The sequence below is a fragment of the Agrobacterium sp. CCNWLW32 genome, assembly GCF_037083425.1.
GTDB lineage: Bacteria > Pseudomonadota > Alphaproteobacteria > Rhizobiales > Rhizobiaceae > Agrobacterium > Agrobacterium radiobacter.
This window is the reverse complement of the sequence record NZ_JBAOJM010000015.1, coordinates 77,702-91,305: the sequence shown is the minus strand read 5'-3', so window position 1 is coordinate 91,305 and position 13,604 is coordinate 77,702. Positions and strand designations below refer to the sequence as shown.

The 13,604-nt window shown below is 59.3% G+C and carries 15 protein-coding genes and 1 tRNA gene; 7 read left to right on the top strand and 9 right to left on the bottom strand.

What is annotated here, in order from left to right:
* Nucleotides 1-7 precede the first annotated feature (7 nt).
* Nucleotides 8-502, top strand: a complete 495-nt coding sequence (locus V6R85_RS22935) for a peptide deformylase (RefSeq protein WP_087744049.1) — start codon at nucleotides 8-10, stop codon at nucleotides 500-502.
* Between the two features lie 3 nt (nucleotides 503-505).
* Here V6R85_RS22935 and V6R85_RS22930 read toward each other — a convergent pair whose 3' ends face one another.
* Nucleotides 506-931: an OsmC family protein gene (locus V6R85_RS22930; protein ID WP_003502825.1), complete on the bottom strand. Its 426-nt coding sequence runs from the start codon at nucleotides 929-931 to the stop codon at nucleotides 506-508.
* A gap of 110 nt (nucleotides 932-1,041) precedes the next feature.
* Between V6R85_RS22930 and V6R85_RS22925 the strand changes: the two genes are divergently transcribed.
* Nucleotides 1,042-1,209, top strand: coding sequence for a Thivi_2564 family membrane protein (locus V6R85_RS22925; protein ID WP_003502827.1), 168 nt, complete (start codon nucleotides 1,042-1,044; stop codon nucleotides 1,207-1,209).
* A 75-nt stretch (nucleotides 1,210-1,284) separates the two neighbouring features.
* On the opposite strand, the gene V6R85_RS22920 is transcribed toward V6R85_RS22925, so the two are convergent.
* On the bottom strand, nucleotides 1,285-1,671 hold the full coding sequence (locus tag V6R85_RS22920; protein WP_020012558.1) for a PAS domain-containing protein: 387 nt from the start codon (nucleotides 1,669-1,671) through the stop codon (nucleotides 1,285-1,287).
* Nucleotides 1,672-2,288: 617 nt separating this feature from the next.
* A tRNA-Leu gene (locus V6R85_RS22915) sits at nucleotides 2,289-2,373 on the bottom strand.
* A 189-nt stretch (nucleotides 2,374-2,562) separates the two neighbouring features.
* Between V6R85_RS22915 and lipB the strand changes: the two genes are divergently transcribed.
* From lipB to V6R85_RS22900, 3 genes are all read left to right on the top strand, one after another.
* Entirely contained in the window at nucleotides 2,563-3,294 is a 732-nt protein-coding gene (gene lipB, locus V6R85_RS22910) for a lipoyl(octanoyl) transferase LipB (RefSeq protein WP_111834421.1), read from the top strand.
* 66 nt (nucleotides 3,295-3,360) lie between these two features.
* The gene (locus tag V6R85_RS22905; protein ID WP_111834422.1) at nucleotides 3,361-4,428 is read left to right on the top strand and encodes an NAD(P)-dependent alcohol dehydrogenase; all 1,068 of its coding nucleotides are present in this window, start codon (nucleotides 3,361-3,363) and stop codon (nucleotides 4,426-4,428) included.
* 73 nt (nucleotides 4,429-4,501) lie between these two features.
* Nucleotides 4,502-5,437 carry a DMT family transporter gene (locus V6R85_RS22900; protein ID WP_161974074.1) on the top strand — a complete coding sequence of 312 codons (936 nt, stop codon included), beginning with the start codon at nucleotides 4,502-4,504 and terminating at the stop codon, nucleotides 5,435-5,437.
* A 20-nt stretch (nucleotides 5,438-5,457) separates the two neighbouring features.
* On the opposite strand, the gene V6R85_RS22895 is transcribed toward V6R85_RS22900, so the two are convergent.
* The 5 genes from V6R85_RS22895 to yajC all read right to left on the bottom strand — a co-directional run bounded on the left by V6R85_RS22895 (nucleotide 5,458) and on the right by yajC (nucleotide 10,324).
* Complete coding sequence (locus V6R85_RS22895) at nucleotides 5,458-5,916, bottom strand: hypothetical protein (RefSeq protein ID WP_060726268.1); 459 nt, start codon at nucleotides 5,914-5,916, stop codon at nucleotides 5,458-5,460.
* Between the two features lie 145 nt (nucleotides 5,917-6,061).
* Nucleotides 6,062-6,907, bottom strand: a complete 846-nt coding sequence (locus V6R85_RS22890) for a phytoene/squalene synthase family protein (RefSeq protein WP_111834423.1) — start codon at nucleotides 6,905-6,907, stop codon at nucleotides 6,062-6,064.
* A 23-nt stretch (nucleotides 6,908-6,930) separates the two neighbouring features.
* Nucleotides 6,931-7,323 (bottom strand): Mth938-like domain-containing protein, encoded by a 393-nt coding sequence (locus tag V6R85_RS22885; RefSeq protein WP_003524967.1) that lies wholly within the window; start codon nucleotides 7,321-7,323, stop codon nucleotides 6,931-6,933.
* Entirely contained in the window at nucleotides 7,323-9,896 is a 2,574-nt protein-coding gene (gene secDF, locus V6R85_RS22880) for a protein translocase subunit SecDF (RefSeq protein WP_003502840.1), read from the bottom strand. The genes V6R85_RS22885 and secDF overlap by 1 nt, the downstream gene beginning before the upstream one ends.
* 80 nt (nucleotides 9,897-9,976) lie before the next feature.
* Nucleotides 9,977-10,324: a preprotein translocase subunit YajC gene (yajC, locus tag V6R85_RS22875; RefSeq protein ID WP_020012565.1), complete on the bottom strand. Its 348-nt coding sequence runs from the start codon at nucleotides 10,322-10,324 to the stop codon at nucleotides 9,977-9,979.
* A gap of 206 nt (nucleotides 10,325-10,530) precedes the next feature.
* Between yajC and V6R85_RS22870 the strand changes: the two genes are divergently transcribed.
* Nucleotides 10,531-11,403: an ATP-binding protein gene (locus V6R85_RS22870; protein WP_111834424.1), complete on the top strand. Its 873-nt coding sequence runs from the start codon at nucleotides 10,531-10,533 to the stop codon at nucleotides 11,401-11,403.
* A 161-nt stretch (nucleotides 11,404-11,564) separates the two neighbouring features.
* On the top strand, nucleotides 11,565-12,755 hold the full coding sequence (gene fdhA / locus V6R85_RS22865) for a formaldehyde dehydrogenase, glutathione-independent (RefSeq protein WP_003502846.1): 1,191 nt from the start codon (nucleotides 11,565-11,567) through the stop codon (nucleotides 12,753-12,755).
* 96 nt (nucleotides 12,756-12,851) lie between these two features.
* On the opposite strand, the gene V6R85_RS22860 is transcribed toward fdhA, so the two are convergent.
* Complete coding sequence (locus V6R85_RS22860; protein WP_111834425.1) at nucleotides 12,852-13,511, bottom strand: TetR/AcrR family transcriptional regulator; 660 nt, start codon at nucleotides 13,509-13,511, stop codon at nucleotides 12,852-12,854.
* Nucleotides 13,512-13,604: the final 93 nt, after the last annotated feature.

Sequence of the window (13,604 nt, the reverse complement as noted above, 5' to 3'; positions counted from 1 at the left end):
GCATTCCTTGGCAATCAGGCCGATCCTGCCCTATCCCCATCCCGGTCTGTCCGAAATCTGCGCGCCGGTCACGGTTTTCGACGAGCAGCTGCACGATCTGGTCACCGACCTGATCGACACGATGCGCGCCGCGCCCGGCGTCGGCATCACCGCCGCCCATATCGGCGTCAAGCAGCGCGTTTTCGTTCTGGAGCTGACGCCGGGAACTGTCCTCACCTACGTCAACCCTGAAATCGTCAGCCAATCCGCACAGACGATGCGGCATATGGAAGGAAGCGTCTCCATGTCGGGCTTTACCGACGAGGTTGAGCGGCCTTCCGAAGTCGAGGTGAGGTTTCAGGATATATCCGGCGGCGAACACCGGCAGAACGCCGAGGGGTTTCACGCCATCTGTATCCAGCACGAGATCGACCAGCTGGACGGTATTTTCTGGCTGAAGCGCCTCTCGAAACTCAAGCGCGACCGGCTGGTAAAAAAATGGGAAAAATCCCGAAAAACTTGATGGTCAGCCGGTAACCGACAGCACAAATTCCGCATCGCCCTTCAGCGTGTTGCTGACGGTACAGATATCCTCGGCCATATGGGCGATGCCGCTGCGGGTGGCCTCATCGAAATCCCCCTTTATCTCGATCCGGACATCGAAACGCACGATCCGCGATGGCTCCTCATCGGCCTTTTCGCCCGACACATGCACCGTGACCTTTTCGAACCGGTCGAGCACAGCCATGCGGCTCGCCGCAATCCGGGCGCTAAGCGCCAGGCAGGCCGCCAGCGACGAATAAAGAAGATCGAGCGGATTGAAACCCGGCTCTGAGGCCCCCGTCACCACCGTCAGGGCGCCTCCGGTGGCCGTGACGACGTCGGGATGCCCAAGGCGGCCAAGTGTAACGACAGCCCCTGTCGGCCGCTTTTTAACCCTGAACTGATTCACACCCGACCTCACACCGCGATTACACCGATGGAACCAAAATTAGCCTCGCGCTTTTACTCACGCAACGGTGAACGACCGTCGAATATTGATTAAAAAGGGAGCTGGGACATATGGTTACATCTACGCTCGTCAGCATTCTGATCACCTTCCTGGTGATTGTGCTTGTCTTGTGGCTTATCGCACGACTGCCGGTCGGCGGCGGTGCGAAACAGATCGCTCAAGTGATCGTCATCATCATCGGCATTATTTCGCTGCTGAAATATCTCGCCGTCTTCTGATGTCCCGGCGTAGTGCAGACGAAAAAGGCGGCGAAAGCCGCCTCTTTTTATGCGCGTTTTTCACCTGCCTGATCGCTATTGGCGAGGCTCGAACTGATAGGCTTTTTTCAGTGTAATATCCCGGACGCTGCCAATGCCGAGAAACGGCGTATTGTCGGCATCAAAAATCGCCCTGCCCTTCGCCACGATCCACCGGCTTGAACCATCCGGCAGATTGACCTTGTAGCGCTGATCGAAAAACACGCCGGTGGTGATGCTCTCAAAAATGGCCTGCGCCACCTGATCGCGCATTTCGACATCGATTCTTTCGAGAATCTCCTCAATCGTCACCCCGCGCGACGCAACTGGTTCGGGAAACCCATGACATTCCGCGGTGACAGCATCCATGATCAGCCTGTTGTCGGAAATGCTCCACATGTAATAGCCGAGCGCATTGTCTGAATCCGTTTTGTCCCCCAGCACGAAAACCCCCAGACATTTTTCCTGACAAAAGCTAACATCAGACCTCTAATATTCCACCCCTCGTTTTTTAGGGAGAAGCTGCCGTCCACCAGAGCGTGCATTGATATCCACCGAAATTTCATGACGGCCTGATCGGAGTAAGGGCTCAAAGGAGCGATAAGTTCCTAAGAGATATCGCAAAGCCACCAACCTGTTCCTACATAGCGCTGTGATGAAATTTCAAAGGAGGCCAATATGCTGCGAACCGCTCTCACTTTCGGACTACTGATGGTAACTGTCGTTCTCGCTGGGTGCCAGACATGGGAAAGTCCATATCGCGGAAGCGGATGGCGGATGGACCAGGTCATGGACGGGGACCCTTATCGCGTCGGAGATGGCAACCATCAGGAAAACGGTACGGCCTCAAATATCATTCGACGCTAAATCGCGACGACTATGCTGAAGTAGCAGCAAGTCGGGAATTTCCGAACCGAAATTATAAAGCCCGGGCAGTGGCGCAAATCACATCGACGCAGCCCGGGTGACTTCCAATACGGCCCAACGAACCCGGGGCAGAAAACGGAGAGCTAGCTAAACGACTGGCTAAAAAAGAAAAAACCCGCCGAAGCGGGTTTTTTTGGTGCGGTCGAGAAGACTCGAACTTCCACGGGTTGCCCCACAGCGACCTCAACGCTGCGCGTCTACCAATTCCGCCACGACCGCATCGTGGTAGGCGTCGACTTGCGCCGACGGGGGTGCATGTAGCAAAAGGATTTTCGGTGCACAAGAGCGTCGTGACAGTTTTTTGAAATTAAAAATCGCACTGCACCATCCTATATGCAGGAAGCCCGGAAATGCTGGGGTTGCGGCCCTGTCGCCATTTTGCGAGAAGGCTGTGGAAAGGACTTTTTCATGCTCACACGCACCGATATCGAGACAAATATGCTTCCCGCCGCCGGTTCGCCGCCCGTCCGCTGGCGAATCTCGGAAGGTCTCGTGCCTTACGAACTGGCGATCGAGGAGATGGAACGCGAAGTGGCCGCCATTGCCAGCGGGGAGTCTGACGAACTCGTCTGGCTTCTGGAACATCCGCCGCTCTATACCGCGGGCACAAGCGCCGATGCCGTTGATCTCATTGAGCCTGATCGTTTCCCCGTCTTCGCCACCGGTCGCGGCGGTGAATATACCTATCACGGGCCGGGACAGCGGGTCGTCTACGTCATGCTCGACCTGAAGCGGCGGCGGCAGGATGTGCGCGCCTATGTGGCGGCGCTGGAGGATGTCATCATCCGCACGCTCGACAAGATGAATGTCCGGGGCGAGCGGCGCGAGGACCGCGTCGGCGTCTGGGTCAGGCGTCCGGAAAAACCTCTTCTGCCCGATGGCGGCATGGCCGAGGACAAGATCGCCGCGCTCGGCATCCGCCTGCGCAAATGGGTGAGCTTTCACGGGCTGTCGATCAATGTGGATCCCGACCTCACGCATTTTTCCGGCATCGTTCCCTGCGGCATCAGCGCCTATGGCGTCACCAGCCTTGTCGATCTCGGATTGCCGGTTATGATCGGCGACGTCGACGTTCTGCTGCGCGAGGCCTTCGAGGAGGTCTTTGGCCCTGCAGTGCCCGAAACCGGCGCTGGCGGCTGATTGCAGCGCAACCTTTGCCGCAGTCCGGTGTTTCCAGCATCGATCACTACAAGAGGAGGAACGACCATGTTCACAACGTCCGCCTATGCCTGCGACGACGGTTCTTCGCCGATGAAGCTCGCGACCATCAAGCGTCGCGATCCCGGCCCGCGCGATGTCGAAATCGAGATCGAATTCTGTGGCGTCTGCCACTCCGATATTCATACGGCCCGCAGCGAATGGCCGGGGTCCCTCTACCCCTGCGTTCCCGGCCACGAAATCATCGGCCGTGTCGGCCGGGTGGGTGCGCAGGTCACCAAATTCAAGGTGGGCGACCGCGTCGGCGTCGGCTGTATCGTCGACAGTTGCCGTGAATGCGCGAGCTGCGCCGAAGGTCTGGAGCAATATTGCGAAAACGGCATGACCGGCACCTATAATTCGCCTGACAAGGCGATGGGCGGCGGCGCGCATACGCTTGGTGGTTATTCCGCCCATGTGGTCGTCGATGACCGTTACGTCCTCAACATTCCCGAAGGCCTCGACCCGGCCGCCGCCGCACCCCTGCTCTGCGCGGGTATCACCACCTACTCGCCGCTGCGGCACTGGAATGCCGGTCCCGGCAAGCGTGTCGGCGTCGTTGGTCTCGGCGGCCTTGGCCATATGGCGGTCAAGCTCGCCAACGCCATGGGCGCGACTGTCGTGATGATCACGACGTCGCCCGGCAAGGCGGAGGACGCTAAAAAACTCGGCGCCCACGAGGTCATCATCTCGCGTGATGCCGAACAGATGAACAAGGCCGCTTCCAGTCTCGATCTCATCATCGACGCTGTGGCCGCCGACCACGATATCAACGCCTATCTCGCACTGCTGAAACGTGACGGCGCGCTGGTGCAGGTGGGCGCACCGGAAAAGCCGCTCTCGGTGATGGCCTTCAGTCTCATTCCCGGCCGCAAGACGTTTGCCGGCTCGATGATCGGCGGCATTCCCGAAACGCAGGACATGCTGGATTTCTGCGCCGAAAAAGGCATCACCGCCGAGATCGAGATGATCAATATCGATCAGATCAACGACGCTTATGAACGCATGATAAAAAGCGATGTGCGTTATCGCTTCGTCATTGATATGAAGAGCCTGCCGCGCCAGAAGGCCGCCTGACCCCTGAAGGGGGGCGACCTTGCAGGCGTCCCCTCTCCCGTTGGACCTTTGGGTCGAAAGCGCAGCCTGATCCATGACCAGCCAGACCGGTTTCAACGATATCGCCAAGGGCATGACCATCATGGCGGGTTGCATGCTGGTGCTGCCGGTCATGGATGCGATCGCCAAATACATGGCGGTCAGTGGCGGCATGTCGCCGGCGCAAGTGACCTTCTACCGCTTCTTTTTCCAGGTGCTCTGCACCCTGCCGTTGCTGCTCGTGGTGTCACCCAGGGCGCTGTTCAGCGCCAAACGGCCATGGATGAACTGCCTGCGCGGTGTGCTGCACGCCTCGGCCAGCCTGATGTTCTTCGCCGCCGTCAAATACATGCCGCTTGCGGATGTCTTCGCGATCTATTTCGTCGAACCATTCATGTTGACGATGATGTCGGCGATCTTCCTCGGCGACAAGGTGGGCTGGAAGCGCTGGACGGCGATCGCAGTCGGGTTCGGCGGCGCCCTGATCGTCATTCAGCCGAGTTTCGAAATCTTCGGCTGGACATCGCTTCTGCCGGTTGCCTGCGCCTTTCTGTACACACTTTACCTGTTCCTGAACCGCGCCATCGGCGATGCCGACAGCCCGCTGGTCATGCAGACCATGTCCGGCATTGCCGGTACGGTGTTCATGGGGGCGGCCCTTCTTGCCGGTGATGCACTCGGCGACAAGGATTTTGCCGTCTCGCTTCCGCAATCCGGCTTTGCCCTCACCCTGCTAATCCTGTTGGGATCGATATCCGGCTACATGCACCTGTTGATCGTCAGGGCCTTCCGGCTGGCGCCGCTTTCTCTGCTGGCGCCGTTCCAGTATTTCGAGATCATCTCGGCGACTATCCTCGGTTATGCGCTGTTTTCCGATTTCCCGACGCCATCAAAATGGCTCGGCATTCTCATCATCGTCGCATCCGGCCTGTTCATCATCTGGCGCGAGCGCCAGCAAACCGGCGCAAACCCGCCGCTTGACGGGCAATGACTGCCAACCCTAGCCGTCTCTCAACTATCCGAGGGCGGCGGCCCGTCGTCGTGATGATCCTGCGCCTCCACAAGACTGCCAAGCAGCCAAAGGGAAACCTCGGCCGCCTCTCCGGCCGATTTGAACCGGTATGAGCCGCTATATTTCGGCATATCGAAAAAGGTGACGACGAAACCGTCACCGCTTTCCAGACTTTCGACCCTGATGCGCTCGGGATCGATCATCACACACACATAATGCGACCCCATATTGCGCATGAAGCCGGCCTTGTTGTCGTGCAGCCGCACGAAGGCAGCACCACCATCCGCCGTCATGTGCAGACTTCTGATCGCCTCATTGGGAAAGGCACGGGCGAAATCCATGATCGCCTGCCCCACATCATGACTGTTATCCTCATCCGTCGCCCGCGTCATGCGCCAGGCGTAGACAGCGAAGACCGAAAGCAGCACGAAAACGATAATCCAGATCGCAATACTCATCCGGGGCGCTCCCTCAGCATCGAAACATCACGATTCGCGAATCGAAAAGACGCGAACCCGGCTCAGGTTCATACAGACCGAGGCTTGTGTGAAGTGTGGCTCTGCCGGATCGACGTCGTTTCGCTGCGCTACGCGGTCTGCGCAATCAGAAACGCTTGAGGAAGGAGGCCTTTGCCAGCAGCCATTGCCGGCGAAGCTGCGACAGTTGCAGGTCGCCGTCAAATACACCGCTCCCCGCCTTTCTCGCCGCAGCGATGACAGGGCCGGACAGGGCGACGGGAAGATAGGCGGCAAAAACATTTTTCGAGATCTTTGCGCGTCGTGCCCTCTCCATATGATCCAGCGCATGGGTCGCAAAAATCTCGATGGCAATGCCGATGCGCTGCCTGTCCTTACCTTCCAGAAAAGTCTCGCGGTCGAGCCCGGCCGCAGCCAGCATATCGGCGGGAATATAGACCTGCCCGCGACGCCGGTGCAGCGGCATAAGCAGCAACATGCCGGCCATGGCCTGCGCGACGCCCGCATGACCTGCCCCTTCCGCGCTGGATGCGGCGTCTTCAGCGGAAAGCACGAGACTTGCAAGCTGGATCAAAGCGGATGCGGTTTCGCCAGCATAACCTTCCAGCGCATTGCGATCCTCGAACAGGTCGTCATAGAGATCGAAGATCCGGGCCTCGATCATATTGGCCAGAACCGGGCGCGGCAGGCGATATTGCTCGATCGTTGTCAGAAGCGCTGCAGCCACCGGGTGGGACTGGCTGTCACCGTGCGGATTGCCATCGATAAGGTCGCGCCACCATTGCATGCGCACTTCGCCGGGCAACGCCTCGCGCACGGAATCGCGGATGCGGGCGATTTCGGCGTTGAAGGCATAAAGCGCGGCAAGGGCATTACGCCTGTCGGCAGGCGACAGAAGGCAGGCAAGATAACGGTCGCGATCGGTATCGCGCAGCGTCGCGAGGCTGACGTCGAGATTTTCTGTGGGTGCCATGGTTCCCCGCGCGAAACGTCCTGTCAGCCTTCGACGGCAATCAGCGCCGCGGCCACGGCGCGCGATTCCGAAAGCATGATATTGTAGGTGCGCACCGCAGCACCCGTACTCATCGGATCAACCGAAATGCCCGCCTCCTTAAAGGCGGCGCGCAGTTCTTTCGGCAGGACCCGCATGCCGTCACCCGTGCCGATCAGCAGCACTTCGATATCCTGTGCTTCCGCCAGAACCTTTTCGAAATGCCCGACGGTCAGTTCTTTTGCATCAACCGGCTCCCACCCGTAAATGCCCGAAGGCAGGAGGAGAAGAGAGCCGCGATGCGACATGTCGGCAAAGCGAAAACCGCCATTACCATAGGCATCGATGGGCGCCCGGCCGGGAAAATGGGCCGGGCGTATTTCGATCCCGCCGGCCATCAGACGGCAGGCTTGCCGCCAATGGCGCCGGTGTTGTTTTCTTTCTTGTCGTCCTTCTCGTCTTCCGCATCCTTGCTGTCGGGACGCAGCTTGAAGGCGATCAGCACCGGTGCGGCGATGTAGAGCGACGAGAACACGCCGATACCGACACCAAACAGCATGGCGAAGGTGAAGGAGCGGATGACTTCGCCACCGAAGAGGTAGAGCGACAGCAGCGCCAGAAGCACGGTCAGACCGGTGAGGATCGTACGCGACAGCGTCTGGTTCAGCGACACGTCGATGATCATCGACAGCGGCATCTTTTTATAACGCCTGAGGTTTTCGCGGATACGGTCATAGATGACGACGGTGTCGTTCAGCGAATAACCGATGATCGTCAGGATCGCCGCGATACTGGTGAGGTTGAATTCTATCCCCAGGAACACGAAGAGACCGATGGTGAAGACCACATCGTGCACCATCGAAATGACGGCGCCCAAGGCGAACTGCCATTCGAAGCGAACCCAGATGTAGATCATGATCGCCGTCATGGCGAGCAGGATGCCAACCGTGGAGGTGAAGGTGAGGTCACCCGAAACGGCCGGACCGACGACTTCCACGCGGCGGAAGTCATATTTGTCCTCAAGCTCGCCGCGCACCATGGTGATCGCAGACTGCTCGGCATTTTCGCCGCCGTCCTGCGCCTGGATGCGGATGAGAACGTCCTGCGGCGTACCGAAGTTCTGCGCCTGGATTTCACCGAGGTTGAGCTGGTTCAGGCGATCACGGATATCGGCGAGATCGGCCTCACCCTGCTTGGCGCGGACTTCGATGACCGAGCCGCCCTGGAAGTCGATGCCGAGGTTCAGGCCCTTGGCCACGAAGCCACCGACACAGGCGAGCATGACGACGCCGGTGATCATGAACACCACGCGACGGTAGCGCATGAACGGAATGTCGCGGCCGTCGAACATGGCGGTGCGGACACCCTTCGGCAGATGTTTCGGACGGCTGCGGCGAACCCAGTAGCCGAACATCCACGCCGTCAGCGTATAGGCCGTGAAGACGGTGGTGATGATACCGACAGCCAGCGTGACCGCGAAGCCCTTGACCGGGCCGGTGCCCATGTAGAACAGCACGCTCGCCACGATCAGCGTCGTCAGGTTGGCGTCGATAATGGTCGCAAAGGCGCGGGTGAAGCCGTTATCCAGTGACTGGATCAGCGGTTTGCCGCTCTTCACCTCCTCGCGTATGCGCTCATAGATCAGAACGTTGGAATCCACCGCCATACCGATCGTCAGAACGATACCGGCAATACCTGGCAAGGTCAGCGTTGATCCTATCACACTGAGGACAGCGAGCAGCATGACGACGTTGACGATGAGTGCGATGTTCGCGAGCAGGCCGAAGAAGCCATAGAACACGAACATGAAGATGAGGACGCCGACGGCGCCGATGACGCTGGCCGTCAGACCGGCGGTGATGGAGTCGTTACCAAGGCTCGGACCGACAGTGCGTTCTTCAACCACGGTCAGCGTGGCCGGCAGTGCACCGGCGCGCAGCAGAACCGCAAGGTCGTTGGCGCCCTGCACCGAGAAATTACCTGAAATCTGTCCCGAACCGCCAATAATCGGTTCGCGGATGACAGGCGCGGAAATGACCTGATTATCAAGCACGATGGCGAAAGGCTTGCCGACATTCTGCTGCGTCGCCTGCGCAAAGCGCTGCGCGCCGCGGCTGTCGAAGCGGAAGGTAACGACGGGTTCGTTGGTCTGCTGGTTGAAGCTTGCCTGCGCGTCGACGAGATTGTCGCCGGAAACGAGCGCGCGGCGCTCCACCAGATAGGGAACCGGCGGATCGTCCTGCGAGTACAGAACCTCTGATGTAGCCGGCGGACGGCCGTTCATGGCTTCCTGCACCGGCATCGTCGTGTCGACCATGCGGAAGGAGAGCTTGGCCGTCTGGTTCAAAAGCGACTTCAGACGCTGCGGATCCTGAAGCCCCGGAACCTGCACGATGATGCGGTCGGAACCCTGACGCTGGATGAGCGGCTCGGTGGTGCCGACTTCGTCAACGCGGCGGCGCACGACTTCGATGGACTGCGAAACGGCCGAAGACAGACGGTAATCGATGCCTTCATCCGTCAGATTGAGCCGGAGCAGATTGTCGCCGCCGTCATTCATCGTCACTTCGGTGATGGAGCCGCCGACCAGCGTGCCGGCGGACACCGGCTGCGTCAGGTCACGAAGCGCGTTCTTTGCGGCTTCCACCTGAGCGGGATCGCTGATGCGGACCTGAATTTGCTGGCCGTTGCCGGTGAGCCCCGAATAGCGAATGTTGGCGTCGCGAAGCTGCGTGCGCACATCGCCCACGATCGTTTCAAGCCGTTCCTTGACGATGTCGGAACGCTCGATCTTGAGCATGATGTGCGAACCGCCCTGAAGGTCGAGACCGAGCGTTACCTTGTTGTCCTTGTACCAGGCAGGCATGCCCTCCAGCTGTTTGTCCGTAAACAGGTTGGGAGAGGCGATGAAGACGCTTGCCAGCACAAGCAGCCAGATGAAGACTGTTTTCCAACGGGAAAAATGAAGCATTTCGATCTCGGTCAGGGTTGGGGTCGCGCTCCGCGCAACCCGTCAAAATTCGCAATCGGGCATTCGGTTGTCCGGCAGGATCAGGAAGCGGTTTCCGTCTTGACCACTTCGCCCTTCACGCGCACTTCGGCAATGTAAGCACGGGCGGCACGGATTTTCACGCCTTCGGCGATTTCGACTTCGAGTTCATTGTCATCGATGACCTTGGTCACCTTGCCAACGATGCCGCCACCAAGAACGACCTGATCGCCACGGCGAATATTGGTGAGCGTTTCCTGACGCTTCTTCATCTGCGCGCGCTGCGGGCGGATAAGGAAAAAGTACCAGACCACCATAAGCGGCGCAAACAGGAAAAGCATTTCAAGGCCGGAACCGAAGGCAGATGCGCCGCCTGCTGCGTCCTGGGCAAAAGCTTGACTAATGAACATATAAAACTCCTCAGAATTACGGCACGACCTTGGATGCCGCCCCAGCTTTCAAGCCGCCGGAATATAGTGGGGAACGCCGGGATTGCAACAGATGCAGGGCCCACGCCGTACCGATTCCGGACCTCTTAACCTTTATGGGCGCCAAACACCATGCTAGGCCGGGCGCAAAACAGAGTTTTGAACACCAGACAAGCGGAAGAAACACCATGATTCGAGAAGAAACGGCCTCCCTGCTTCTTTCAGAACTGCGCCGGCTCACCCTCGCCGTGGAGCGGCTGGCCGGCCCCGCGCCCGCCGTAAACGACTGGGATGCGGCCGATTGTTTCGTCTGGGTGCCGACCAACTCCTTTATCCAGCCGGTTCCCCGCCCCAACCGCATCGCGCTGAAGCTGATCCGTGGCGTCGATCATGTGCGTGACATCCTGCATGAAAACACGCTGCGCTTCGCGGAAGGTTTTGCCGCCAACAACGTGCTCCTGTGGGGCGCGCGCGGCATGGGTAAATCCTCGCTGGTCAAGGCCGTTCACGAAGATGTGCGCGCGGCAAGCGGCGTTTCGCTCAAACTGGTGGAAGTGCACCGCGAGGACATTCACACCCTGCCCGCCCTGCTCGACATCCTGAAGGCGTCAGGCCAGCGCGTCATCGTTTTCTGCGATGACCTCTCCTTCGACCATGACGATACAGCCTATAAATCGCTGAAGGCAGCACTCGACGGCGGCATCGAGGGACGGCCGGACAATGTGCTGTTTTATGCGACCTCCAACCGCCGCCATCTTCTGCCGCGCCACATGATGGAAAACGAGCAGTCCACCGCCATCAACCCTTCGGAAGCGGTTGAGGAAAAAGTGTCGCTTTCGGACCGGTTCGGCCTGTGGCTCGGTTTCCACAAATGCGGCCAGGAAGACTATCTGACGATGATCGACAGCTATGCCACGCATTTCGATCTGGGTCTGGACCGCGAAACGCTTCATCGTGAAGCGCTGGAATGGGCAGCCACCCGCGGCGGCCGCTCGGGCCGCGTTGCCTGGCAATATATTCAGGATGCCGCCGGCCGCCTCAGAAAACCACTCGACAGATAACGCCACCGTGACACCGGATGAAAGCCGGTGTCGTTACGGCCACAACCAGTGTCGTATTCCCGAACGCCACATCTCCCCTCACATGGTTTGCTGCACCCATGGAGTCACCTGCCCGCGGAGGAGCGGACAGGCACGGTGTTCAAACCACGGAGGAGATGGATATGAGCAGGAACAGAGGCGTCGTCTACATGCGGCCGGGTCAGGTCGAAGTCCGCGACATCGACGACCCGAAGCTTGAGGCGCCGGATGGCCGCCGTATCGAGCACGGCGTGATTCTCAAGGTGATTTCCACCAATATCTGCGGCTCCGACCAGCACATGGTGCGCGGCCGCACCACGGCAATGCCGGGCCTCGTTCTTGGCCATGAGATCACCGGTGAAGTCATCGAAAAAGGCATCGACGTCGAGATGCTGCAGGTCGGTGATATCGTATCCGTGCCGTTCAACGTCGCCTGCGGCCGTTGCCGCTGCTGCAAGTCGCAGGATACCGGCGTGTGCCTGACGGTGAACCCATCCCGCGCCGGCGGCGCGTACGGTTATGTCGATATGGGCGGCTGGATCGGCGGACAGGCCCGCTATGTCACCATCCCCTATGCCGATTTCAACCTGCTGAAGTTCCCGGACCGCGACAAGGCGATGTCGAAAATCCGCGACCTCACCATGCTGTCGGACATTCTGCCGACCGGCTTCCACGGCGCGGTCAAGGCGGGCGTCGGCGTCGGCTCTACGGTCTATGTCGCAGGCGCCGGCCCGGTGGGTCTCGCCGCTGCCGCCTCCGCCCGCATTCTGGGTGCTGCCGTCGTCATGATCGGCGATTTCAACAAGGATCGCCTTGCCCATGCAGCAAAAGTCGGCTTCGAACCCGTCGATCTTTCCAAGGGCGACCGGCTGGGCGACATGATCGCCGAGATCGTCGGCACCAATGAGGTTGATAGTGCAATCGACGCCGTCGGTTTCGAGGCACGCGGCCATTCCGGCGGTGAACAGCCAGCCATCGTTCTCAACCAGATGATGGAAATCACCCGCGCCGCCGGCTCTATCGGCATCCCCGGGCTTTATGTCACAGAAGATCCCGGCGCGGTTGACAATGCGGCAAAACAGGGCGCCCTTTCGCTGCGCTTTGGCCTCGGCTGGGCAAAGGCGCAATCCTTCCACACCGGCCAGACGCCAGTGCTGAAATATAACCGCCAGCTCATGCAGGCGATCCTGCATGACCGCCTGCCGATTGCCGATATCGTCAACGCCAAGATCATCGCGCTTGATGACGCCGTGCAGGGTTATGAAAGCTTCGACCAGGGTGCGGCAACCAAGTTCGTCCTCGATCCGCATGGCGATCTGCTGAAGGCTGCCTGATACTTCAGCGGCACCCGGCTGATACTCGTAAAAGCGCCCGCGACGGATATCGTCGCGGGCGTCTTTGTTTCCCGTCCTGTCACCGTCAGGTGAAACTTACGGTTCCACTATCAGCATCGCTTCCAGTTCGGCTTTCGCTTCCGGGGAGAGATAGGGGCTGAACAGGCTTGAGACCTGCTCCAATCCCCAGTCTAGCTGCTGCGATCCAAATTCGGTGATACCTTCCTGAAGGTTGAGATAGGCCGCCCAATAGGTGGAGACGATCCAGAGATTTGTCAGGACGGCCGACCGTTCTTCCTCGGGAATAACTGCCAGGCCCGCTTTCTCCATGCGGGCGACGATATCGCCGACAGCGAGACGCATGGCGGCGCTTATGGTTCGCACAGGCTCCACCAGCGCCGGGGCGGAAGAGATAAGGCCGACCAGATCGCGAAACAGGAAACGATAGTCCCATACAAGCGAAAACCAGAGCCGCAGAAAACCGGCATAGGTTGCCGCCGCCGCCTCATCCGCCCCGTCAATCTTTCCGACAATCGCCAGCGCATCGGCCTCGAATCGTGCAAACAGCGCCAGAAACAGCGCTTCCTTGGTGCGGAAGTGGTAATAGAGATTGCCCTCATTGATTTCTACCGCTCGCGCGATTTCGGCCGTCGTCACATGATCGGGCCCGCGCTCGTTGAACAGCACAAGTGCGGCGTCGAGAATTCTCTGGCGCGTGGGACGAACGGACGTGCGTCCGGTATTGATTTTTTTCATTGATGTCGAACCCAACCATTGAAACCTAAGGCATGCACCTTAAATACCAAAAATAAGGTATACACCTTAACAGAAAATGTAAGTGTTCAACGC

What these genes read in the sequence shown, in the direction of transcription:
- V6R85_RS22895 (WP_060726268.1), bottom strand. Translation starts at nt 5,916, where the DNA reads ATGAGTATTGCGATCTGGATTATCGTTTTCGTGCTGCTTTCGGTCTTC.
- V6R85_RS22900 (WP_161974074.1), top strand. Translation starts at nt 4,502, where the DNA reads ATGACCAGCCAGACCGGTTTCAACGATATCGCCAAGGGCATGACCATC.
- V6R85_RS22925 (WP_003502827.1), top strand. Translation starts at nt 1,042, where the DNA reads ATGGTTACATCTACGCTCGTCAGCATTCTGATCACCTTCCTGGTGATT.
- V6R85_RS22885 (WP_003524967.1), bottom strand. Translation starts at nt 7,323, where the DNA reads ATGGCCGGCGGGATCGAAATACGCCCGGCCCATTTTCCCGGCCGGGCG.
- secDF (WP_003502840.1), bottom strand. Translation starts at nt 9,896, where the DNA reads ATGCTTCATTTTTCCCGTTGGAAAACAGTCTTCATCTGGCTGCTTGTG.
- lipB (WP_111834421.1), top strand. Translation starts at nt 2,563, where the DNA reads ATGCTCACACGCACCGATATCGAGACAAATATGCTTCCCGCCGCCGGT.
- V6R85_RS22905 (WP_111834422.1), top strand. Translation starts at nt 3,361, where the DNA reads ATGTTCACAACGTCCGCCTATGCCTGCGACGACGGTTCTTCGCCGATG.
- V6R85_RS22860 (WP_111834425.1), bottom strand. Translation starts at nt 13,511, where the DNA reads ATGAAAAAAATCAATACCGGACGCACGTCCGTTCGTCCCACGCGCCAG.
- fdhA (WP_003502846.1), top strand. Translation starts at nt 11,565, where the DNA reads ATGAGCAGGAACAGAGGCGTCGTCTACATGCGGCCGGGTCAGGTCGAA.
- yajC (WP_020012565.1), bottom strand. Translation starts at nt 10,324, where the DNA reads ATGTTCATTAGTCAAGCTTTTGCCCAGGACGCAGCAGGCGGCGCATCT.
- V6R85_RS22890 (WP_111834423.1), bottom strand. Translation starts at nt 6,907, where the DNA reads ATGGCACCCACAGAAAATCTCGACGTCAGCCTCGCGACGCTGCGCGAT.
- V6R85_RS22870 (WP_111834424.1), top strand. Translation starts at nt 10,531, where the DNA reads ATGATTCGAGAAGAAACGGCCTCCCTGCTTCTTTCAGAACTGCGCCGG.